Annotated in this window: 17 protein-coding genes and 3 tRNA genes; 10 read left to right on the forward strand and 10 right to left on the reverse strand. The window is 61.8% G+C overall.

The genetic code is table 11. The features are described from left to right. Positions 1-43 precede the first annotated feature (43 nt). The 3 genes from gspN to gspD all read left to right on the forward strand — a co-directional run bounded on the left by gspN (position 44) and on the right by gspD (position 3,837). Entirely contained in the window at positions 44-838 is a 795-nt protein-coding gene (gene gspN, locus MLC59_RS11770; protein WP_248234460.1) for a type II secretion system protein N, read from the forward strand. Next, positions 838-1,695, forward strand: a complete 858-nt coding sequence (locus MLC59_RS11775; protein ID WP_248234462.1) for a type II secretion system protein N — start codon at positions 838-840, stop codon at positions 1,693-1,695. Before gspN ends, MLC59_RS11775 begins: the two co-directional genes overlap by 1 nt. A 147-nt stretch (positions 1,696-1,842) precedes the next feature. Continuing rightward, positions 1,843-3,837, forward strand: coding sequence for a type II secretion system secretin GspD (gene gspD, locus MLC59_RS11780; RefSeq protein WP_248234463.1), 1,995 nt, complete (start codon positions 1,843-1,845; stop codon positions 3,835-3,837). A gap of 122 nt (positions 3,838-3,959) precedes the next feature. Here gspD and MLC59_RS11785 read toward each other — a convergent pair whose 3' ends face one another. From MLC59_RS11785 to purE, 6 genes are all read right to left on the reverse strand, one after another. Then, positions 3,960-5,900 carry a M48 family metallopeptidase gene (locus tag MLC59_RS11785; RefSeq protein ID WP_248234464.1) on the reverse strand — a complete coding sequence of 647 codons (1,941 nt, stop codon included), beginning with the start codon at positions 5,898-5,900 and terminating at the stop codon, positions 3,960-3,962. Positions 5,901-5,910: 10 nt separating this feature from the next. Then, positions 5,911-6,498: a LemA family protein gene (locus MLC59_RS11790; protein WP_248234465.1), complete on the reverse strand. Its 588-nt coding sequence runs from the start codon at positions 6,496-6,498 to the stop codon at positions 5,911-5,913. Positions 6,499-6,521: 23 nt separating this feature from the next. Beyond that, complete coding sequence (locus tag MLC59_RS11795; protein ID WP_248234466.1) at positions 6,522-8,570, reverse strand: putative bifunctional diguanylate cyclase/phosphodiesterase; 2,049 nt, start codon at positions 8,568-8,570, stop codon at positions 6,522-6,524. Between the two features lie 294 nt (positions 8,571-8,864). After that, positions 8,865-9,443, reverse strand: coding sequence for a superoxide dismutase [Fe] (sodB, locus tag MLC59_RS11800; RefSeq protein ID WP_248234467.1), 579 nt, complete (start codon positions 9,441-9,443; stop codon positions 8,865-8,867). A 211-nt stretch (positions 9,444-9,654) separates the two neighbouring features. Then, entirely contained in the window at positions 9,655-10,782 is a 1,128-nt protein-coding gene (locus MLC59_RS11805; RefSeq protein WP_248234468.1) for a 5-(carboxyamino)imidazole ribonucleotide synthase, read from the reverse strand. A 183-nt stretch (positions 10,783-10,965) separates the two neighbouring features. After that, entirely contained in the window at positions 10,966-11,454 is a 489-nt protein-coding gene (gene purE / locus MLC59_RS11810; protein ID WP_248234470.1) for a 5-(carboxyamino)imidazole ribonucleotide mutase, read from the reverse strand. 231 nt (positions 11,455-11,685) lie between these two features. Here purE and MLC59_RS11815 point away from each other — a divergent pair, with 231 nt between their 5' ends. From MLC59_RS11815 to MLC59_RS11835, 5 genes are all read left to right on the forward strand, one after another. After that, positions 11,686-12,663 carry a hypothetical protein gene (locus MLC59_RS11815; protein WP_248234472.1) on the forward strand — a complete coding sequence of 326 codons (978 nt, stop codon included), beginning with the start codon at positions 11,686-11,688 and terminating at the stop codon, positions 12,661-12,663. A 180-nt stretch (positions 12,664-12,843) separates the two neighbouring features. Beyond that, positions 12,844-12,919: transfer RNA gene (locus MLC59_RS11820), tRNA-Val, on the forward strand. Positions 12,920-12,991: 72 nt separating this feature from the next. Further along, positions 12,992-13,068 (forward strand) — tRNA-Asp (locus MLC59_RS11825). A gap of 13 nt (positions 13,069-13,081) precedes the next feature. Continuing rightward, positions 13,082-13,157: transfer RNA gene (locus MLC59_RS11830), tRNA-Val, on the forward strand. 170 nt (positions 13,158-13,327) lie between these two features. After that, on the forward strand, positions 13,328-13,693 hold the full coding sequence (locus tag MLC59_RS11835) for a fibronectin type III domain-containing protein (RefSeq protein ID WP_248234474.1): 366 nt from the start codon (positions 13,328-13,330) through the stop codon (positions 13,691-13,693). Between the two features lie 14 nt (positions 13,694-13,707). Here the strand turns inward: MLC59_RS11835 and MLC59_RS11840 are convergent, their stop codons facing one another. From MLC59_RS11840 to MLC59_RS11855, 4 genes are all read right to left on the reverse strand, one after another. Beyond that, positions 13,708-16,284, reverse strand: coding sequence for a CHASE2 domain-containing protein (locus tag MLC59_RS11840; RefSeq protein WP_248234475.1), 2,577 nt, complete (start codon positions 16,282-16,284; stop codon positions 13,708-13,710). A 68-nt stretch (positions 16,285-16,352) separates the two neighbouring features. After that, the gene (locus MLC59_RS11845; RefSeq protein WP_248234476.1) at positions 16,353-18,017 is read right to left on the reverse strand and encodes a FecR family protein; all 1,665 of its coding nucleotides are present in this window, start codon (positions 18,015-18,017) and stop codon (positions 16,353-16,355) included. Positions 18,018-18,032: 15 nt separating this feature from the next. After that, the gene (locus MLC59_RS11850; RefSeq protein ID WP_248234477.1) at positions 18,033-18,749 is read right to left on the reverse strand and encodes a response regulator transcription factor; all 717 of its coding nucleotides are present in this window, start codon (positions 18,747-18,749) and stop codon (positions 18,033-18,035) included. A 187-nt stretch (positions 18,750-18,936) separates the two neighbouring features. Further along, entirely contained in the window at positions 18,937-21,141 is a 2,205-nt protein-coding gene (locus tag MLC59_RS11855; RefSeq protein WP_248234478.1) for a DNA topoisomerase III, read from the reverse strand. Between the two features lie 152 nt (positions 21,142-21,293). Here MLC59_RS11855 and MLC59_RS11860 point away from each other — a divergent pair, with 152 nt between their 5' ends. Beyond that, positions 21,294-21,620 carry a BolA family protein gene (locus MLC59_RS11860; protein WP_248234479.1) on the forward strand — a complete coding sequence of 109 codons (327 nt, stop codon included), beginning with the start codon at positions 21,294-21,296 and terminating at the stop codon, positions 21,618-21,620. Then, positions 21,617-22,243 (forward strand): L-threonylcarbamoyladenylate synthase, encoded by a 627-nt coding sequence (locus tag MLC59_RS11865; protein WP_248234480.1) that lies wholly within the window; start codon positions 21,617-21,619, stop codon positions 22,241-22,243. The genes MLC59_RS11860 and MLC59_RS11865 overlap by 4 nt, the downstream gene beginning before the upstream one ends. The last annotated feature ends 8 nt before the right edge of the window (positions 22,244-22,251 follow it).

Raw genomic sequence — 22,251 nt, forward strand, 5'->3', positions numbered from 1 at the left:
CATAATTCAGGAAACAGGGATTCGCCGTGGCGCCCGGACAACAATGACAGACTCTTCAAGCCGACCCTTTATCAGACCCGCCAAGGTGATCCTCCTGGTATTACTGATGTTGCTTGTCTACGCCGTGGCGTTGGTCGCCTGGTTACCCGCTGGCTGGGTGTGGGCACAGGCGTCGGAGCATGTATCTTTGCCACCGGGTGTGTCCGTACAGCAGGTATCCGGCCCGCTCTGGAACGGGGCGGCCCGTATCGAGGTGCAGCGCAAGCCGGTTCGGGTGGAGTGGCAGTTGACCTGGCCTGATGTGATGACAATGCGCCAGCCTGTTGCGGTAAAGCTTGAGACGGTGTCATCCCGAGTGGACGGAGACCTGGCATTCGACTGGCCCGGGTCGGTCACAGCGAACCTGACCGGGCGCCTGCATATCCCGGAGTTTGCGGACCTGATCCGCCAGAGTGGCGGAGCCTTGCTTGAGGGCGACGTTATCCTGGACCGGCTGCGGGTTGCCGTTACTGACCAGCAGCTCGAAAGTGCAACTGGCCTGGCGAGATGGCCGGGTGGTAACGTCAGCTGGCCCATGGGGAATCGTCGCGAAACCGCCGTGTTTCCGCCCATGCAGGCCACACTCACCGAGTCGGTCGATGGGTTTCTGCTTCGCATCAGCGAGCAGGGCAAGGCTGAGCCCGCTGCCGAGGCCGGCCTGGCACTCGACGGTATGATGAATATCCGGGTCTACAAGCGCATGGTCGACCTGGCCGGGCAGAGTTGGTCTTCCAGCGCGCAGCCCGGTGATGTGATTTTTCAGGTGCAGCAACCGTTACTGCCGGGAGGGCGGCCCTGATGGCCCGGTCAAGGCGTGCGATGGTGCCAGCCTGGGTGCCGAAGTGGCTGGCCAACCTGTTACTGGTGGGGCTCGTGGCCTACCTGGCTGCCCTGTTGGCCTGGCTGACCTGGCAGGCACTGTGGCAGGAACAGCCGGTGCCTCCTCTTTACCAGTCGGGCACGGGGGCCAGTGGCGGGACAGTGGTCAATTCCCCCCTGGCCAGCTTCGAGTTGTTTGGCCGGCCGGCGGGCGACCAGCCGGTAGCGGATGCGGTGCGCAACAGTGCCCCCAAAACCAGCCTGCGACTGACCCTTGAAGGTGTGCTGGTAGCGGAGCAGCCTGGGAACTCGGGTGCTATAGTCTCAAGTGGGGGTAACGTCACTGCCCATTATCGGGTGGGTGAAGTCTTGCCGGGTAATGCCGAACTTGTGGAGGTGGAGCCCGGGCGTATACTGATCCGGCGCCAGGGGGCTTATGAGTCACTGACCTTCGACGACGACTACAGCGGACCTGCACTGGTCGCAGAAGAACCGGCCAGTACCGGTGATAGTGCTGGTGAAAGCACCGGCGACTTGCTTGACCAGGCCGAGGCTAGGCTGCAGAGCGAAGGTGCGAACGCGTTACTTGCATTTGGCCTTCGCCCGGTGGACGATGGCGGCGCGCAGGGCTATGTGTTTGACGGTTCCAACGCCATGCTGAGGGCGGCCCGCCTTCAGCAAGGTGACGTGATAACCGCCGTTAACGGCTACCCACTTGGCGATCTGGAGCAGGATCGCGAACTTCTCTCGACACTTCGTTCGCAGAGCCAGGTGCAGGTGGAAGTCGAACGGGATGGTGCCCGCTTCACGGTAACCTGGGCGTTGCCGGGCTCATGACGCCGGCCCGGGTTTCAACAGAAGGTTCGGGGCACCGTACTCCCGGAATACAATCAGATAACTGGCTGGCCTCCCTGACTGCCGGATGGCGCAAAGGATGGTTCAGAGGCCCTGCCAGGCTTCATCGATACAGGACGCGATCGTTGCATGATTAAGCTCACCAAACCACTCATGCGGGCCCTGATTCTGGCCCTGTTATTGCCATTGACGGCCATGGCCCAGGAGTCCGGCGAGGGCACCTGGCGGCTTAACCTGAAGGATGCGGATATCCGCGCCTTTGTCACCCAGGTAGCCGATATAACAGGCTATAGCTTTGTGGTGGACCCGCGGGTTAAGGGCAAGGTGACCGTGCTCTCCAGCGCCCCCATGAACAAGGACGAGATCTACGACCTGTTCCTGGCCGTCCTCCAGGTGCACGGTTTTACCGCCATCCCCGGTGAAGAAGTCATCAAGGTTATCCAGCAGGTGGATGCCAAGCAGAACGCCGAGGATCTTACCCGGTTCGAACAGACCCCCAGCGAACAACTGGTTACCCGGGTTATCGCCGTCAACAACGCCAACGCCCTTGAGCTGGTCCCCATCCTGCGGCCGCTGGTGGCGAAGTACGGGCACCTGGCGGGCGTTGCTGCGGCCAATGCCCTGATCGTCAGCGACCATGAAAACAACATTCGCCGGATCGAAAACATCGTCCGTGACCTCGACAGCCCCGCCGAATACGAAGTCGAAGTTATCCAGCTGGAAGAAGCCTGGGTAGGCGACATGGTAACCCTGCTGCAGGAACTGGCGCCGGATGAACTCGGCCGGGCTGGTGGTGGCGGTGAATCCCCCTCCCGCAAGTTCAGTGTCACTGCCGATGAGCGCAGTAATCGCCTGATCCTCCGTGGCGACAAGAATTTCCGGGACAAGATGCGCAACCTGATTCACCAACTGGACCAGCCATCAGCGTCCGGGGGCACTACCAAGGTGGTTCGCCTCAACCACGGTGACGCAAAGAACCTGACCGAGATCCTCGAGGGCGTCATGGGCGAAGTGGTTCGCGAGGCCGAAGGCGAGGGCAGTGGCAGCGGTGGCACATCCCGGCGCAACAGCACCGGGTTCTCGGTGTTTGCTGACGAGGGCCTGAACGCCCTGGTGCTGCGCGGTGAACCGTCCATGATGCAGGAAGCGGAGATGATTATCTCCCAGCTGGATGTACGCCGTGCGCAGGTGATGATCGAAGCTGCCATTGTTGAGATCAGCGATCAGCTCGGCAGCGACCTCGGTGTGCAGTTTGCGGTAGGCGATGAAGGTGGTTCGTCGACGCCGGTTATCGGCAGTAACTTCAATAACGTCGGGCGCAGTATTGGCGACGTGCTCACGGCGATCCTGTCGGACAGTGTGATTACCCCGGCTGTGGGCGGGATCACGATCGGGGCCGGCCAGCGTGACCGTGACGGTATCACCTGGGGCGTATTGCTGCAGGCCCTGTCCACCTCCGCAGCCGCCAACCTGTTGTCGACACCGAGCATCATTACCCTCGACAACCAGGAATCGGAGATCATCGTCGGTCAGAACGTTCCCTTCCGCACTGGCCAGCAGGCCACCGCCGGGGATGGCCTGAGCAACCCGTTCACCACCATTGAACGCCGGGACATCGGCCTGACCCTCAAGGTAACCCCGAGCATCAGTGACGATGGCCTGGTGCGCCTGGTGGTAGAGCAGACCACCGAGGATGTTGCCGAAAGCGTTGACAATGCCGCCGACATTGTCACCAACAAGCGGGAGATCAAGACTACCGTGCTGGCGGATGATGGGGAGACCATCGTGCTGGGTGGTCTGATTAACGACAACCTGCGCATCAACAAGAGCAAGGTGCCGCTGCTGGGGGATATCCCGATCCTTGGCAAGCTGTTCTCTTCCGAGTCAGAAACCCGAGAGAAGCGGAACCTGCTGGTGTTCCTGAGGCCCACCATCATGCTGGACAAGGCCAAGTCGGCCGAGGTTACCGACGAGAAATACCAGGGGTTGTGGGACATCAATCTCGGGGTTCGGGAAAAGCTGGGCCTGCCGGATGAGAAAGACCCGCCGCCCATTGAGAGCGTGTTCAAGGGCAAGCAGGGAATGGTCGACGAAGAGGTGGAGCCGCTTGACGAGGCTTCCTGAGCTCTCTGCTTGAGCCGGCCTGTACACCGGATCCCGGCATAGACAAAAACGCCATCAGCTTACACTGATGGCGTTTTTGGTTTCAGGAGCGTTCCCCCGGCAGGGGCACCGGGGGATGGGGTTCAGGCGGCTGGTGTGCCCTGCAGCAGGGGCAGTGGCGCATCCATCTGGTCCGCTACGATCCTGAGCAGTTCATATTCCCGGGCCTCTACCTGACCGTCATGCTGCACGCACTGGACGCAGGCATCGAGGATGGCGGGCTTGAGCACCGGGGATAGCTGGTTCAGCCGTTTTAGGCTGTTGCTCAGTGATGCCACGGTGGCTCGCGGGATAAAGGCAGGTGCTGCTCTTCCCGGCCTGTCCATGAAGCTGGCGACGACCTGCTGGTGCAGGCTGGTGGCCTCATCGTCACTGGAGGTGCCAGCCCGGGCCATCAGGCTGAGCAGCAGGTTCAGGTCTGTCTCTACAGCCTTGTAGCTGCGGTAACGCACGGGCACTGGCCGGCCGGCATCGGAGGCCAGGTGGCGTTTCAGGAAGCTGTGCAGGGCCAGCTCGAACAGGGTAACCCGGTTGTCGGCCTGGGCGAGTTCCGCGACACGTTTCACCAGGGCCTGGCGTTCGTCGGGATCCAGTTTGCGAAGCGCAGGCATCGCCAGTTCCAGGGCTGGCAGGCGCACGGAGTCGCCTTCCCGGAGCAGGGTCGGCATCATTTTGCCAATCAGGTCGGCCCGTGGGCGAAGCACAACGTTGTCTTCGGCAAAGCCCAGCAGCCCGTCGGCGGTTTCTTGCGGCAGGTCGCGGGTAAGCAGCGCATAGACCAGCTGTACGGCCCCCGCCCTGGTGTAGAGCAACTCTCGCACATTGGCAGGCAGGCGGGCCAGTAGCTGGCTTGCATACTGTTCAATGGCCGCTGTGACGGTTCCGGCGCTGTCGGTTATCTGACTGTGGCCACCGGTGGCGACGCCGCTGCTGAATCCGCTGGCTCCCGCCGGCGAAGGTGTTGCCTCGCCGGTGGTTCGGGTGTCAGACGGCATATCCCGGAGTCGGCTGCGCAGACGGGTGATCAGCCCCGGCTGGATGGCTTCAATACGTTCCTCAATCGGCGGGTGTGAGCCCAGCAGGCGGCTGAAGGCCATTTTGGTGGTTTCGCCGAAGCACATATGGTTCATGTCGCTGGCGTGGCTGGTGCTCTGGAAGTACCCGCTGGAGAGGCCGATCTTGTAGAGGGCTCCGCCGATGCCTTCCGGATTACGGGTGAACTGAACCGAGGAGGCGTCCGCCAGTCGCTCCCGTTCCCTGGAGACCGCCGCCTGGATCAGGCGTCCAAAGAAGACACCCACATAGCCAATAACGGTCAGCGCCAGGGCAATGATGAGGATGACACCCTGGCTGTTGTTGCGGCCCCGGGAGCTGCTGACGTAGGTGCGCCGCCCGGCACTGTAAAGTAGGAAGGTACCAATCTGGCCAATGGCGAGTATGCCTGCGAGCAGGGCAATCAGCCGGACGTTGATGCGCATGTCGCCGTTCAGGATATGGCTGAATTCGTGGGCGATAACGCCCTGGAGTTCGTCGCGGGTCAGTTGGGTGAGGGTACCGTGGGTCACCACCATGACGGCTTCGTTGGGGCTGTAGCCGGCGACGAAGGCGTTGATGCCGGTTTCGTGGTCCATCACATAGAGTTCGGGCACGGGTACGCCACTGGCGATGGCCATTTCTTCGACCACATTGCGGTAGCGGCGTTCGTCGGGGTCCTGGCTGGAGGGGTCGAGTAGCCGGGCGCCAACCATCCTGGCGACGCGGTCTCCGCCGCCCGCCAGGTCAATCCAGCGGAGGGCGGACGCGCCGGTGATCAGCAGCACGACGACGGCGGCGGTCATCAGGCCGTGGTAGCTCATCAGCCATTGCTGGAAGGGCAGGCTGGTGGTGTCGCTGCGGGTCACAAAGTAGCCTACCACGCAGACGGCCAGGGCAATGAGGGTGACGGCTATGGCGAACAGAAAGACCAGCAATGCGGTATTGCGCTTGGCGCTGGCCTGGCGTTCGAAGAATCCTTTTGTGGCCATATATCAGCTCTTAGAAACTGACTTTCGGGGCAGTGCGCGCCTCGGGGGACTCCAGCTCCAATTGCGCCGTAGGCTTGAACGAGAATAACCCGGCCACGATGTTGTTGGGGAACTTCTCGCGGTGGATGTTGTAGCTCATCACGCTGTCGTTGTAGGCCTGGCGGGCGAAGGCGACGCGGTTCTCGGTGCTGGAAAGTTCTTCCATCAGTTGCTGTACGGTTTCGTTGGCTTTCAGGTCGGGGTAGTTTTCCGCCACCGCGTAGAACTTGGCCAGGGCGTTGTCGAGCATGCCTTCGGCCATGCCCAGCTTTTTCATCTTGCCCGCCTCGCCTGGGTCTGTCGCGGCGTCTTTCTGCGCGTTGACCGCTCCGTTACGGGCTTCCATCACCTCGGTCAGGGTACCGCGCTCGTGGCTCATGTAGGCCTTGGCGGATTCCACCAGGTTGGGGATGAGGTCGTGGCGGCGTTGCAGCTGAACGTCGATCTGGGCGAAGCCATTCTTGAACTGGTTACGGTAGGAGACCAGTTGGTTGTAGATCGCGATGATGTAGATAACAACAACGGCAATGACGGCCAGGCCGATGAGTGTGGATAGCATGGTGGGTCCGTTCCTGGTTGGATTTATCGGTTGTAGTGTGGATTGTCCACATTTTCCTCAAGCTTGCCATGGAATTGCGCCACAAATTCCTCAAATGCTTCCGCTGTCAGGGGGCGGCTGAAGTGGTAGCCCTGGGCGATCTGGCAGCCACGCTGGCGCAGGTAGAATTCCTGTTCCGGGGTTTCCACGCCTTCGGCGATAACCGACAGGTTGAGGCTGCGACCCAGGTCGATAATGGTGTTGGCGATCCGCGTGTCATCGTCGTTGGTGAGCAGGTCCTGGACGAACTGTTTGTCGATCTTGATGTGCTGGATCGGCATGCGCTTGAGGTAGGTGAGCGATGAGTAACCGGTGCCGAAGTCGTCAACGGCGATGCTGATACCGGCACTGTTGAGCTGTCGGAGTTTTTCGACGGCGTCCTCGAGGTTTTCCATAAAGCCGGTCTCTGTAATCTCCAGCTCCAGCCGTCCCGGCGGGATTTCGTGGCGACCCAGGGTGGCCAGCACGGTGCCGACGATATCAGGCTGCCGGAGTTGCACGGCCGACAGGTTGACGGCGATGCGCAGAGGCATGCCGGCTGCGGCCCACGCAGCGGCCTGGCGGCAGGCCTCGTCGAGTACCCACTGGCCAATGTCGACGATGGTGCCGTTAAGTTCTGCGATGGGAATGAAGTGGTCAGGGGGTACCATTCCCCGTTCCGGGTGGTTCCAGCGCAGCAGCGCCTCGGCGGCAACGATGCGGTTACTCTGCAGGCTGATCTGCGGCTGGTAGACCAGGTGGAACTCGCCCTTGTGAAGGGCCTGGGACAGGTCTTTTTCCAGCTGCTTGCGGGCCCGGATTTCCTGGTCGACGCTGGCGATGTAGAAGCGGCTGTGGTTGCTGGCTTCCCTCTTGGCCAGCGTCATGGTGTGTTCGGCATGTTGCAGCAGGTGTCCCGCTTCGTCGGCGTCAGCCGGGTAGAGGGCGACGCCGATGGTCGCGGTGATGGCCAGCGTGCTGCCATTGAGTTTGATGGGCTCGCGGAAAAGCTGTAACAGGCATTCGGCCAGTTCTGCAGCCTCGTACTGATCGTCTACCGGGTTGGCGATTACCACGAACTGGTCACCACTGAGCCGCCCGGCCAGTGCGCGTTGCTGGGTAGACTGCTGGTTCAGGCGTTCGGCCAGCACTTGCAGGATGCGGTCGCCGGTTTCGTAGCCGAGCTGTTCGTTGATGGACTTGAAGTCATCGACGCCACAGCAATAAACCGCCAGGTTGTCGCGGTTTCTGTGACAGTCATCGATGGCAGAGCCCAGCGAGGAAAGGATGGTTTCGCGGCTGGGCAGGCCGGTGAGCTGGTCATAGTGGGTCAGCCGGTTGGCCCGGTTTTCTGCGTCCCGGTGCTTGCGGCGGCTTTCGGCGATGGAAACCAGCAGGTTGTTGATGACCCGTACCAGGATGTCCAGCTCGTCCCGGTGATGGCCGGGCGGTGAGGCCAGCAGGTTCCGGTCCGGATTGTCAGGGTCGACATGCAACAGCGACCTGGCCAGGTTTTGTAGGGGCCTGGTCATCAGCCAGTACATGACGAGGAACAGAATAAGCCCGACGATGGTGGCCCGGGCGATGCCAACCACGAAGGTCAGGGCAGAGCGCTCTACCCAGGCACTGGCAGCCGGGGCGGTGTCATAGATCAATTCCAGATCACCGTAGACGACGGGTTTGCCACCAGTTGTCAGGTCGCCGCGCTGGAGATCGGTGGTATAGGTGCGGGTGGGTTCGAAGATCCAGTCAGTCAGCGTGCGCCAGGGCGACTCGCTCAACGTGCGCTGGTGGCCGGCCAACAGGTCGCCGTCCGGGTGCCGTATGGTGACGCTTTGCAATTCGTCCTGGCCAAACAGGCCGGAGACAACCTGGTCACCCAGCGCTTCGTCCAGGCTGAAGATGGCCTGGGTGGAGGCATCACGAACCAGTTCGATGGTTTCCCGTGCGTCACGGTCGACCTCGGCAGATACCCGGCGGGCATCGACGATAATCTGGATAATACTCAGCAGCACGCCGGCAACAACCGCGGCGGACAATACCCAGCGGAGCATGCGGGTACCGAGTCTGCTTTCCAGTCTGAAATCTTCCGTCATCGTCGTCGCACTAAATAGGCCTGGTTCCGTTGATTAAGGGCAGCACACTAATGATTCAGTATGGACCAGATCTTGTTGTTTGCAGCCACCGGATGAGCATTTTTTCAGAATAATGTGGCAGGTGGTGTTTCAATTTGTAATACCACTTGCGGGGTAGGCGCAAAAAACGTCCGCGCATAGAAAAAGCCCGCGCGGTGGCGGGCTTTCCGGGCGCCGGATGTCAGGGCGCCAGTGAGCGAAAACGGGCCGTGATCAGGCCAGGTTTTCGTTCACAAAGTCCCAGTTAACCAGGTTCCAGAAGGCTTCCAGGTAGTTGGGACGGCTGTTGCGGTAGTCGATGTAGTAGGCGTGCTCCCAAACATCAACGGTCAGCACCGGCTTGTCGGCACCGGTCAGCGGGGTTTCCGCGTTGCTGGTGTTGGCGATGGCCACAGAGCCGTCGGCCTTCTTGACCAGCCAGGTCCAGCCGGAGCCGAAGTTGTTGGCGGCCTTGTCGTTGAACTCTTTCTTGAACTCTTCGAAAGAACCGAAGGCCTTTTCGATTGCGTCCTTGGCCGCACCAGTGGGCTCACCGCCACCGTTGGGGCTCAGGCAGTGCCAGTAGAAAGTGTGGTTCCAGACCTGCGCGGCGTTGTTGAACAGCGGGCCGCTGGCGCTCTTGATGATGTCTTCCAGGGACTTGTTGGCATCATCGGTGCCTTCTACCAGGCCGTTCAGCTTGGTGACGTAGGTGTTATGGTGCTTGCCGTAATGGTATTCCAGAGTCTCTTCGGAGATGTGCGGTTCCAGTGCGTTCTTGGCGTACGGAAGTGCGGGAAGTTCAAAAGCCATGAGGTCGTTCTCCCTGGTTTCTCTCAGTATTTCAGGGGTCTTTGATGCCCCCGATGAGTGTTTATAGCGCGTTGGTGTTGCAGTAATACTGCGTTACAACGGCACTCGTTTGTAACTCTGCAACCATCAAGTATCGGGCCTGCTTGATTTTTTTCAAGGGTGCCCGGGCTAAATCTTTGTGTCCGGGTGACTTTGCCGGATTAACGATTGTTCAGCTTCGACCGGCGTGGCGGGTCAGTGAGCAGTCCAGTTCCGGGCTGCCAGGCAGGAACTGGGCAACGTTGCGTACCCGCCATTTGAGCTCTTCGTAGCTGTCGGCCAGCACGTTAACGTGGCCAAGCTTGCGCCCGGGACGCTCTTCCTTGGCGTACAGGTGTACGTGGGTGTAGGGCAGTTCCAGTATGCGGTCGATATCGCCGTGTTCGCCAATGATGTTCACCATGCAGCTCAGGCCCCGGGCGGCTGTGTTGCCAAGCGGGTGACCGGCGACCGCGCGGATGTGGTTCTCGAACTGGCTGGTCATGGCGCCTTCCATGGTCCAGTGGCCCGAGTTGTGGACACGGGGGGCCATTTCGTTGGCGACCAGGCCGTCGGCGGTTTCGAACAGCTCCAGTGCCAGTACGCCCACGTAGTCGAGTTCGTTGAGCAGGGCACGGATGTAGCCGTCGGCTTTCTTTTCCAGTTCAGCGCTGAGCCGGGGCGCCGGCGCAATGGAGTAGCGCAGGATGCCTCCGTGGTGAACGTTCTCTGCGATGGGGTAGAAGGCGACATCACCATCGCTGCCGCGTACGGCGATAATGGATACTTCGCGGGTAAACTCGACAAACTTTTCTACCATCAGGCGGTCGTGGCCGATGCTGTTCCAGGCTTGCTCCGCATCGTCCGGGCTACGGAGGACGGCCTGGCCCTTGCCGTCGTAGCCCTCAGTATTCGACTTGGCGACGATCGGGCAGCCCAGGTCTGCTGCGGCCTGGCGCAGGGATTCGGCGCTGTCGGCCATGCGCCATTGCGGTGTGGGTATGCCGAGGCTGCCAAACAGAGTCTTCTCAGCCTCGCGGTTCTGGCAGACCTGCAGGGCCCTGGGCAAGGGCCGGACCGGCTTGCTTTCGGCGATTTTCTCTGCGATCGCTACCGGCAGGTGTTCGAATTCGTAGGTGACCACGTCGACCCGGGAGAGGAATTCCTCCAGGTCTTTGCCCTCTTCGTCGATGACGGTGACGCCCACGCCGGCACTCGGGTTGCCGGACATGTCGTAGAAGACAAATGTCTTGGCCAGTGGGTAGCCGGCCAATGCGAGCATTCTTCCCAGTTGGCCTGCGCCTAGTACGCCGATTCTCATGTACTCTCTCCTGCCGTCTGATCCGTGTGGAGTATGAGCCGGCGGGGCAGGGGTTGCCAGGACACGCTCCTTTCGGCACTTCCCTGTGTCGCTTGGGCTCCGCCATCCCTGGCTCCGCACAGTCCTGGCAACCCCTGCCCCACCAGCTCCTTCATCCCGGGAGTTGCCTGCTCCTGGCGCTTTTCAGGCACTGGGGTCTGGATTGCCTAACACCGTTTCAGTCTGATTCGCCCGGAACTCATCCACCGCTTTGCGCACATTCTCGTCAAAGCTGCCGATGATCTGGGCTGCCAGCAGGCCGGCGTTGGTGGCACCGGCGTTACCGATGGCCAGGGTGCCCACGGCGACACCGCCCGGCATCTGGACGATGGAGAGCAGGGAGTCGAGGCCGTTCAGGGCCTTTGACTGCACCGGTACGCCCAGCACCGGCAATGACGTCTGGGAGGCAACCATGCCGGGCAGGTGGGCGGCGCCGCCGGCACCGGCGATAATGACTTTCAGGCCCCGGTCGGCTGCGCCCTTGGCGTAGTCGAACAGCAGGTCCGGCGTACGGTGGGCGGAAACCACCCGGGTTTCGTAGCTTACGCCCAGTTTGTCGAGCATTTGGGCGGCATGTTCCATGGTGGGCCAGTCCGATTTGGAGCCCATAATAATGCCTACCAGCGGTTGCATAGCGGTGTCCCCGGCAATAATAAGGTGTCGACAAGGCCATAACCGGATTGAGCCTGGCCCAAGGTCGGGAAAGCCCGCCATTTTAGGATCTGGTCGTTCGCCATGCAAACGAATCCGCCGGGTTTCGGGGTTGGGGGCTGTTGGTCATGCCGGGCGGTAGCGGATATGATCACACGCCATTGTCTTACTATTCTTTTCAGTACTCGTGCAGTGACGGGTTCAGGAGTAACTATGGATTCGATTCGCCCCGATGAAGACGAGCTTCGCGCCCGTGAGCCCATTGCCGGCAAGGGAGGAAAGCCGAAGCCGACAAGGCCAGCGGATGATAGCAAGCGGTCCGCCGGCGGCAGGGGTGGTGCGCCCGGCGGGACTGGCCGGGGGAAGGCGCCGTCGGGTCCTGGTCGGGGAATGGTCTGGCTGTTAGTGGTGCTGCTGGTGATCGCCGTCGCTGGCGGTAGCTGGTTTGGCTGGCAGATGCAGCAAAGGCTGGTGGCGATGGAAGATCAGCTTGAGGAGGCGGATTACTGGAGCCGGCAAAGCAAGCTGGCGCTGGCACGGTTTGAGGGAGAGCTGTCCGAGACTGGCGAGAACCTTGAAGAAACCGGTTCGTCCATGGAGGAACGCCTGGAGGGTGTTGTTTCATCGCTGGAGGAAGCCAACAGCGAAATCGGCAAGCTCTGGGAGCTGGCTGATGGGACCAACCGGCCACAGATAGAATCCCTGGTAGAACAGCAGGAAGCCCTGAAAGATCGGCTCGACCAGGTGGCTGAAAGTCTGTCGGCAACCGGGGAATCGGTTACCGCAGTCCGTGGCGAGCTGGAAACGCTTACCGGTTCGGTCGAGCAGGCCGGGCAGCGGCAGCAAGACCTGGCTTCGGCAGTACAGTCGATGGAGTCTCGCCTTGGTGACGTGGATGAGCGGCTGACATCCCTCGCAAACGGCATGGAAGATGTTGATGACGTGGTGAGCCGGCAATTGACCCGGTTCCGCCAGGAGCAGTCACTGACCCTTGAGGGGCTGGAAAGCCGGATTCAGTCGCTGGAGTCCGGTGACGGCCGGGTGGCTGAGCTCAGCCGGCAGCTGTCGGCGACTCGCAGCCGGCTGAATGAGGCAGAGCAGACGCTGCAATCCGTTGATGCCTCCCGGGCCCAGCTGACGTCCCGCCTGATCCGGCTGCAGCAGCAGGTGGACCAGCTAAGAGCGCAATAACAACGGCCCTGTAAATAACGGAATTGGTTGGAAATTAGGCGATTCTGGCGGTTACAGAAAAATTTCAGGAAAATTTCCCTGAAACATTTGACACCGCCTCAGAAATACTTAAAATGCGCGTCTCACTTGATTGATGAACACCGCATCACGCCGGCAACGTCAATCAGGTGACCCGGAAGTGGGTGGTTAGCTCAGCTGGGAGAGCATCGCCCTTACAAGGCGAGGGTCGCAGGTTCGATCCCTGCACCACCCACCACTTTCCGGACTGTTGACTTACCCCAGTCAACAGCGGTTGGCAGGAAGGCATCGGTCTTTTTGTTGACAATGCGGAGCGGTAGTTCAGCTGGTTAGAATACCGGCCTGTCACGCCGGGGGTCGCGGGTTCGAGTCCCGTCCGCTCCGCCATTTTTTCCTTCCCGGGTGGTTAGCTCAGCTGGGAGAGCATCGCCCTTACAAGGCGAGGGTCGCAGGTTCGATCCCTGCACCACCCACCATTTTTTCCTTACTCCTGCATTCAGATTCCGTCTATAATTCCAAGGCTGCGTCCTTGCTTCGAACTTTATGCCTGTGCTGCAATTTCGCCCGGTTCCAAAGTCGGGGTCTCCCCTTGTCTGTTACCTTGTCTTTGCGAAAAGACCAACGCTGCCTGTGTAACGTAAAACCAATGCTCCTCTCTTCTGGTCAATGTTCTGTCCTCACCGGCCTGCTGCTCGCGGCTGCCATGCTGTCAGGCTGTGGTGGCGGGGGTTCGGGTTCGTCCGGTGGCGATAAGTCGGTAACGCTCAGTTGGGACGCCCCCGGGTCCCGGGAAAATGGTGAGCAACTGGCCAACCATGAGTTGGGTGGGTTCGTGGTGCGTTATGGCGCGAGCCGGCAGGCAATGAGCCGCCGGCTGAATGTGGGGGCGTGCATCAGTTGTGAGGTGACTGTGTCAGGCCTTGATCAGGGAACCTGGTACTTCTACGTACAGACCGTAGACAGTAACGGGCTTCTCAGCGTGCCATCACAGGTGGTGAGCGCCTCTCTCTGAGCGGCTGTCACTGGCTATTCGTCGTTGGTCACCGGCAGTTTCAGGGTAAAGGCCGATCCCTCGCCCTCCCTGGATTCTACGGTAATCTCACCCTTGTGCTTCTCCACGACCACGTTCACAAACGACAGGCCGAGACCGACGCCATGCTTGCCTGCCAGTTCGCTGCTTTTCTGGCGCTGAAAGCGGTCAAAGAGCGTGGCCAGTTCCGAGGATGCAATGCCGGGACCTTCATCCGTCACGGTGAGGCAGGCCTGGTGGCCGGCGCGGAAGACCTGCATGGTCACCGAGGTGCCGGGCTCCGAATACTGAACGGCATTGGTCAGCAGGTTGATCACCGCCCGTTCCAGCAGCTCTGCATTGCCCCGTAACCACAGGTCGTCATTCCCCAGCAGCACCAGTTTGATGTTCTTCTCCAGGGCCTGCTCGCTGACGCTGTCGCGGGCGTTTTCCACGATGGCGAGGAACTCGCAGTCATAGAAGCGTGTTTCCGTCAGCTGTTCCGCCCGGGCCAGTTGCACGAACTCCTCGGCCAGGTGGTAACTGCGCCGGGCCAGCTTGCGCAGCTGGTCGAGCTGCTCGACCTGTACCTCGCCCGGGCGGCGCTTGAGCTGCTCGATCAGCGCCAGCTGGGATACCAGCGGAGACCGCACGTCGTGGGAGATGAAGTCGATAGCCTCCCGGTGCTGGCGCTGCTGCTCCCTCAGCTCCGAAATGTCCGAAATATTGGCAATGATGCCGTTCTGCTGGCTGTCCGGCAGCAGGAAGGGGGCAAAGTGAATCAGGAAGTCGCGGCCATGCAGGTGCAGGTCGACGGTGCGACTTTGCTGCTGGGTCAGGGTGTCGGCCAGGGTTTCCTCCCAGCCAGGGCTGCGGGGGTCGTGGCCCTGCAGCAGTCCGGCCAGCGGCATGCCCTGCAGGCTGGGTTTGGGCTCGTTGAACCAGCGCGGCACATGGCCATTCGCGAACAGGATCAGGCCCAGCGGATCGGTCACAATGATGCCGTCCGGCATATGCTCAAAGCTGCGCCAGATGAACTGCTGGATGTGATTGAGCTTCTGGGTCGCCTCCCGGGCCCGGTTGATCCGGGTTGACAGGTTTTCCCGGGTAACCGCGATCGGCGCCTGACTGGGTGCCTGCAATGACAGGCGGCCCAGGTAGCGCTCGGCAGCCGCACCCGCCAGGCCATGGGGCAGGCGCAGGGCAAGGCGGTACCGGTTTTCGCCCCGGACCAGGGAAACCCGGCTTATGCCCTGGTCGTGGTGCCAGGTACCCGGTGGGTTCTGCCAGCCCGGGTGCCGGTCGTCGGCTGCCAGGTTGTGTTGCTCGACAATGGCGTTGTCTTCGATCAGCAACCAGCCCTCCGGGGACAGTAGCGCTTTCAGGTTAGCCAGGATCTGCCGGGGGCTGCGGCTCCAGGTGGCGGGCAGGTGTAACAGGTTGCCTCGTTCCAGCTGGTCGATCTGCTGGTTCAGGAAGCGGTTGGCGAATGACAGGCGCCGGGCGCTCCAGAGCGGAAAGGCAATCACCGGCACCAGCATTGCAGAGGCGGCGGGTATCCACAGGTGCAGTGTCATCAGGGCGGTCACCGTGGCAGCCAGGATGCCGGTGAAGACCAGGGCTGAGAAGGAGAAAGTCCGACTCGGACGCAACCGGGGCAGAACCAGGATCACCAGCAGGGCACAGAGCGACGTCAGGCCGAAGGTCCAGGGTCCGGGTGCCACGGCAATAAGCTGGTCCCGCCGGGCTGCCGCCAGTGCGTTGGCATGGAACTCTACGCCGGACATGGGCTGCGCCAGTCCGGAGAAGGGCGTTGGCAGTACGTCGCCAAAGCCGGCAGCGGTCGCCCCGACCAGGACCGTCTTGCCTTCCAGCCATCTGGTTGCAGGCGAGGGCTCCAGCAGGTCAGCGTAGGACAGTGTGGTGTAGGCACCGCTTCGGCCCGCCAGGGGCACGCGGCGGAAGTCCTGGCGTACGTTGACGAAGGGTGGGGCCTGTAACTGCTCAAAAGCCTGCGCCTGACCGACTCGCTGGTCGGCGCCAGCGGCCAGGGCCATGGCCGGCCATAGCTGGTTACCAAGCCCGTTGTAGAGGTAGAGCCCGCGGGCGATGCCGTCTGAATCCAGTTCCACGTGGGCATGGCCCAGGGCAAAGGCAGCAGCGGTCAGCAGCGGTGTGGGTAGTTGCTCCCTGAACAGGTCAGACTGCCTGCCGGGGGCCAGGTAAAGGGGCAGGGTGACCTTCCCGTGCGACTTCATGGCATCGGCCAGTACGGCGTCGTCAGGGCCTGGCTCGGTAAACAGGATATCCATGACAATGCGGTCAACACCGGCGGCGGTCAGGTTGCGTATCAGCCTGGCATGGACGTCCCGTGGCCAGGGCCAGGGGCCGATTGCCGCCAGGCTGTCCTCGTCGATGGCGACAATGACCACGTCTTCGGAGGGAGCCGGTGGAAAGGTCGTCACCAGCGTGTCATACAACCAGTTATCCAGCCGCTGCGGCAGCGTGCTCAACTGGAGCAGTAGCAGGAGGCCGATGAGGGGCAGGGCCAGCGTCCAGGCTGAATGTCTGGTGGAAAACCAATCCCTCGTCATGGGCCCTGCTGTGGTGCGTGGTGGATTCTGGCACTGCCAGAACCGGGGCTACCCGTCCGACAGTACGGCTATTCTACATATAATTCCCGGCCAGGGCCCCAGCGTCCCGCCATGGGACCATCGGACACTGCCCGCAACCGCACAAAATACCTTCTTCCGGGAATCAGGCGCAAGGCGGCGGTGGTGTCATTCACGGTGGCCTCCTTTATAACCTGCTCAAACGACGGGTCTTCTGACAACTGCAGCAGGTAGCTGGAGGCCTGGTCAATGGTCTCCCAGAAGATTCGTACCTGGCGGTCCACGTAGTTGGCGCTGAGCACGCGCACCGGCTCCAGCGTGCCATTGATGGTCAGTGTCCTGGTTTCGCTGGTGGCCACGGAATTGCCGCCGGCTTCGGTGACAACCCTCCAGTAGTAACTGCCGGCGCCCAGGGAGCGGCTGGGGGTGGCGCTATCCTGGCTGCTCCAGTCGCTGCTGGCCACCAGGTTGGTGAATTCCGGGTTCTCTGCAATTTCCACGCGGGCAAGCTCGTTTTCACCCTGGTAGCGCCAGCTGAAACGGGGCCGGTCGGTATCCAGCGCGGCCCCTTTGCCAGGTTCGACCAGTTCAGCGGCGCGGGCTGAGAGATCAACCTGGAAAGGAACGCTGGCGGGCATGCCCTGGGTGCCATCGGCGGCAAGGGAGGCAATTTCCAGGCGGTAGTCGCCATTGGCAAGGCCCTGCAACGACACTTCGTTGTTACTGGTCTGCTCACGGCGTACCCAGCGACCTGAGTCGGCCTCGATGATATCCACCTGGTACCGGGGAGAATCGCTGCCGTTCGCTTGCCACTGGACGTTGCCCGGCAGGCTGTTAAAGGTTCCCGGTGTTGCGGCAAGGTCCGGTGCCGGCGGCAGCTGGCGAATCCGCAGCTCCCCGGTACCGGTTCTGCCCAGCGAGGCGGCGTAGCCCGCCGGAATGTCCCGGGTTGCCCCCGGCTGGCCAAAATTGACACGGCCTTCGGTCACCTGCAGGTGGCTGCCGTTGTTATCTGCCTGCAAGGCAAAAGCGGTTCCCCGCACGGCGGCAATGGCGGACGGGGTTTCGATCTCGAACCGCGCCCCTTCCTCGATCATGGGGTGCACGCGATTGCTGAGACCGCCTCGCTCCAGGCGCATGCGGGTATCGGTCATACCGGTGCGGCCGTAACGGGTCAGCCGGTTGAATACCACGGAGCTGGAGGGGTTGATACGAACAATGGAGCCGTCCGCCAGTTCAACCGTCACCGTGCCGTCCCGTGTGATGACGGTATCGCCGACCCGAATCCGGTCGCCGTCGGAGAGCGGTTGTAGTGGGGCGCCGCCGGAAGGTCTGCGCTGGGCGTGGCCGCTGACACCGGTAACCCGTGCCGGTTCCGGTTGCTGTCGCAGCCATGCCACGGGAATGCGGATACGGTCACCGCTGGTCAGGGTGGCGGATGAAGAAACCCCGTTATAGCTTGCCAGTCGATAGCTGGAAATGTCCGCCCGGAGCAGTTCCCGCGCGGCCTGGTCGAAGGTTTCGCCGGCTTTTAGGGTGTAGTTCCAGTCACTGTAAGTGGTGCTCGCGGTCGATGGGCCGTTGACTGACGAGCCACTGGCCACGGCCAGCTCCGCCTGGGCAGGAACGGCTGTTAGGAATGCCAGTAATGACGTGGCACAAAGCAAGCCCAGGGCCGGGCGGACTCGACGAATGGTTTTGGCTACAAGCTGCAACTGCGGCATCCCGTGTCAGGCGGTGGTGGATTCTTCCGTAGCGGAGGCATCGGCCATGGCTTCAAGCCGGTAGCCCCGCTGGTAGATGGTCTTGATCCGGAAACCGTTGTCCGGGTTCAGGCCCAGCCTGCGGCGCAGGCGACTCATGTGGGTGTCCACGGTCCGGGTGTTGATATCCCGTGTCAGGCCCCAGACACGCTCCAGGAGCATCTCCCGGGTCAGTAGCCGGCCCTGGTTCTGCAGCAGGAACAGCGTCAGGTCAAAATCCTTGTCGGTGAGGGTCAGTTGCTCACCATGCAGGGTAATGGTCCGGCGGCTGGTGTTGATCACGAACGGGCCATAACGCAGCTCTTCCTTGTCCGAGTCGGGGTTCGAGCGACGAGCCAGGGCATTGATCCGGGCGATCAGTTCCGCCGGGCGGGCCGGCTTGGCCAGGTAGTCATCGGCGCCGGCATCCAGGGCCTGGACAATATCCTGCTCGCTGTCGCGCTGGGTCAGGAAAACTACCGGTACCGGCCAGTTAAGCTGGGCGCGGATGTCACGCAGCACGTCGAGCCCGGTCATGTCGGGAATCTGCCAGTCCAGGATCATCAGGTCATAGCTGCGGTGCAGGGCCGCGCTGACAAAAGACTGACCGGTGGGAAAACTGTCACAGGGGTGCCCCTGGTCGGCCAGAATCTGTTGTACATGCTGAGCCTGTTCATGCTCGTCTTCAAGCAGGGCTATACGCATGGTCTGTCTCCTGGAGTGATACCAAGTCGCATCAGGAAAGACTGCACTGTCTGTTGCAGCCTCTTCTGCGAGAGTCACTTAAACGGGCGTTCATATCACACTATTGTGTCAAATCCTGGCGCACTCGTCAGTGTCATTGTGTTTGATTTACGTAACCTCCGGCGGCAGCCACAGGTGGCTGTAGGGATTAGCGGGCCGGAGGCCGTTTAACGGCAACCGGCGTGCCGTTATCGTCATTCACTGTTTGTCGGCAGGAAGGAAAATTACTGCAGCCCCAGAACCAGCCACGGTGGCTTTTCCTTCGCACCAGCGGCGCGTAGCAAGCAGGGCAAGGCCAGGGGCGCTGACTGGTGCCGTCTTCGGGGGCGCTGTCTTCCAGTGGGCGGGTGCCATTGCAGTCCGGGAAGCGGGTGCAGGCGTGGAAGCGACCGAACTTGCCTTCGCGAACCCGCATCGGCGCACGGCACTTGGGGCAGTGGATAGCGCCGGAGTCTGTCAGCGGGGCAGTTGCGACACCTGTATCCGGGTGGGCGTCTGCCGGGCTGCTGGCAGGCTGGCGGATAAAGCCGCTGATCTGCCCCTTCAGCTCGTCCAGGAACTGGCGTGGGTCGCCGTTGCCCGAGCGGATCTGCTCCAGGGTGGCCTCCCATACGGCGGTCATATCCGGCTGGCTGATGGCTTCCGGCAGGGCGTGGACCAGGCTGCGCCCTTTTTCGGTGGCACGGATGTGGCGGCCTTCCCGGAACAGGTAATCCCGCCGGAACAGGGTCTCGATAATGGCCGCCCGGGTGGCCTCGGTACCCAGCCCATCGGTTTCACGGAGGGTTTTGCGCAACTGCGGGTCGCTGACAAAGCGGGCGATGTTGGTCATCGCGGCCAGCAGGGTGGCATCGGTAAAGTGCTGCGGTGGCTGGGTCAGTCGCTCCTTGATGGCGCTGTCGAGGCAGGTGACATCGTCGCCGGGTTCGAGCCGGGGCAGGGGTTTTTTAGGCGCTTCGCCGTCGGATTTGGCGGACCGCTGCCGTGGCTCCAGGATTTTCCAGCCGGCTTCCAGCAGTGCGGTTTCCGTGGCCCGGAAACGATGATCGCTGATCGCCAGGTCAAGGCGTCCTTCCCTGTGAACGGCCTCCGGCATGAACTGCATCAGGTAATAGCGGGCCACCAGGTTATAGATGTTGCGTTCCTGCTGGCTCAGCTGTCCCGCCGGGCGTGCCCTCAGGGTCGGGATGATGGCATGGTGGGCGTCCACCTTGCCGTCGTTCCAGGCGGCGGAGCGGCGATTCAGGTCGGCTTCGCCAGCCGCGCCGGCCAGGCTGTCATCCACTTTGCCGATGGCCTGGCAGACCCCGGCGGCCTGCTCCAGGTGGCCTTCGGGCAGGTAGCGTGAGTCAGAGCGCGGGTAGGTGATCAGCTGGTGTTTTTCGTACAGGCTCTGGGCGGTATCCAGTGCGGCCTTGGCGCCCATGCCAAAAACCTTCCCTGCCTCGATTTGCAGCGCCGACAGCGATAGCGGCAGGGGCGCGGTTTCCTTCCGGTCCCGGAAGCGGGCTTCAGTGATCCGGCCCGGGCGTCCGCGGACGGCGTTGGCAATATCCTCGGCTACCTCCCGGTTGAGCAGGCGGCCTTCGTCGTCCAGGTATTGTTGCTGGTTCTCTGACGGCAGCCAGCGGGCTTCGAAGTCCTGGTCCGGGGTTTCATTGCCGGAGGGGCGTGCGGTGATGGTCAGCCGGAACCAGGGCCTGGGCTCGAAGTCTGCAATGGTGTCGTCCCGGTGCACCACCAGCCCAAGCACGGGGGTCTGCACCCGGCCCACGGAATAGACGCCGTCGGCGCCTTGCTGGCGGTAGCTCAGGGTATAGAAACGGGTGAGGTTGATACCGTAGAGCCAGTCCGCCCGTTGCCGGGCCAGGGCGGAATGGGACAGGTGCCGGAAGTCCCGGTTATCTCGTGGGGCTGCCAGGGCTTTTCGCACGGCGTCGCGGTTCAGGTCGTTGATCAGTACCCGCTGCACCGGGCAGCGAACACCGAAATACCGCAGCACCTCATCCACCAGCAACTGGCCTTCACGGTCAGGGTCGCCGGCGTGGTAGATCAATTCGGCCTTGCGCACCAGGCTTTGCAGCACGCCCAGCTGCTTTGCCACGCTGTCCCTGGGTGCCAGTTGCCACTGGTCCGGAAACACCGGCAAGTCTGCCATGCGCCAGGATTTCCAGCGGGGGTCATAGCTGGCCGGCTCTGCTGGCTCCAGCAGGTGGCCGATACACCAGCTGACGGTTACGGCCTGGTCGCCCTGGCCACACTTCAGCCAGCCGGGGCCCTTCTGTACGGGGCCGGGCAGGGCGTCGGCGATGGCACGGCCCAGGCTGGGCTTTTCGGCGATATAGAGGCGCATGGAGGCTATGGTTGTCCGGCTTGTTCAGGGAGTCGCAAGATGGCGCCTGACGCAGCCCCTGTCAAGACGGCATACAGGGTGTAAACTGTTGGTAAGTCAGAATGTTGATTTCATCAACAGGAACCGGCAATTCCAACCGATAAGGCACCGATATGCGGATACAGCAGTCGATTGAACAGAAACTGGGCGAACGGTTTGAAGGCGGTCACCTGACCGTCGAAAACGAAAGCCATATGCACAGCGTGCCACCGAACTCAGAAACCCACTTCAAGGTGACACTGATTTCTAGCCAGTTTGAAGGCCAGTCCAAGGTGCGCCGGCACCAGGCCATTTACCAGGTGCTGGCTGAGGAAATGCAGGGCGGCGTCCACGCGCTGGCGCTTCACCTGTACACGCCAGCGGAGTGGCAGGCCAGTGGTGGCCAGGTACCCGCGTCACCCAATTGTATGGGCGGTTCGAAAAGGGAGCAGGCATCATGAGCCAGTTTTTCCAGATTCACCCGGAAACCCCGCAAAAGCGGTTGGTCAAGCAGGCCGTAGAGATTCTTCGCCAGGGCGGTGTGGTCGTCTACCCCACGGACTCCGGTTATGCCATCGGCTGTCACCTGGGCGACAAGCAGGCGGCTGATCGCATCAAGCGCATCCGCAAGCTGGATGACAAGCACAACTTCACGCTGGTGTGCCGGGACCTTTCCGATGTGGGCGTCTACGCAAAGGTGGACAACACCCAGTACCGGTTGCTGAAGACATTCACCCCGGGTGCCTATACGTTCATCCTCGATGCCACCAGCGAAGTTCCGCGCCGGCTGCTTCACCCCAAGCGGCGGACCATTGGCCTGCGGGTGCCGGATAATGCCATTGTCCAGGCCCTGCTGGGTGAGCTGGGTGAGCCGATCATGAGCAGTACGCTGATCCTGCCCGGAGAGGAAAACCCCATGACCGACCCGGAGGAAATCCGGGATGCGCTGGAACACGAGCTGGACCTGATTATTGACGGCGGCTTCTGTGGCATGGAACCCACCACCGTGGTCAATATGACCGGCACTGTGCCCGAGGTGACCCGGGTGGGTAAGGGTGACCCGGAGCCGTTCCAGGCCGATTGACCGGGACC

The organism is Marinobacter bryozoorum (assembly GCF_023156245.1).
Taxonomy (GTDB): Bacteria; Pseudomonadota; Gammaproteobacteria; order Pseudomonadales; family Oleiphilaceae; genus Marinobacter; species Marinobacter bryozoorum.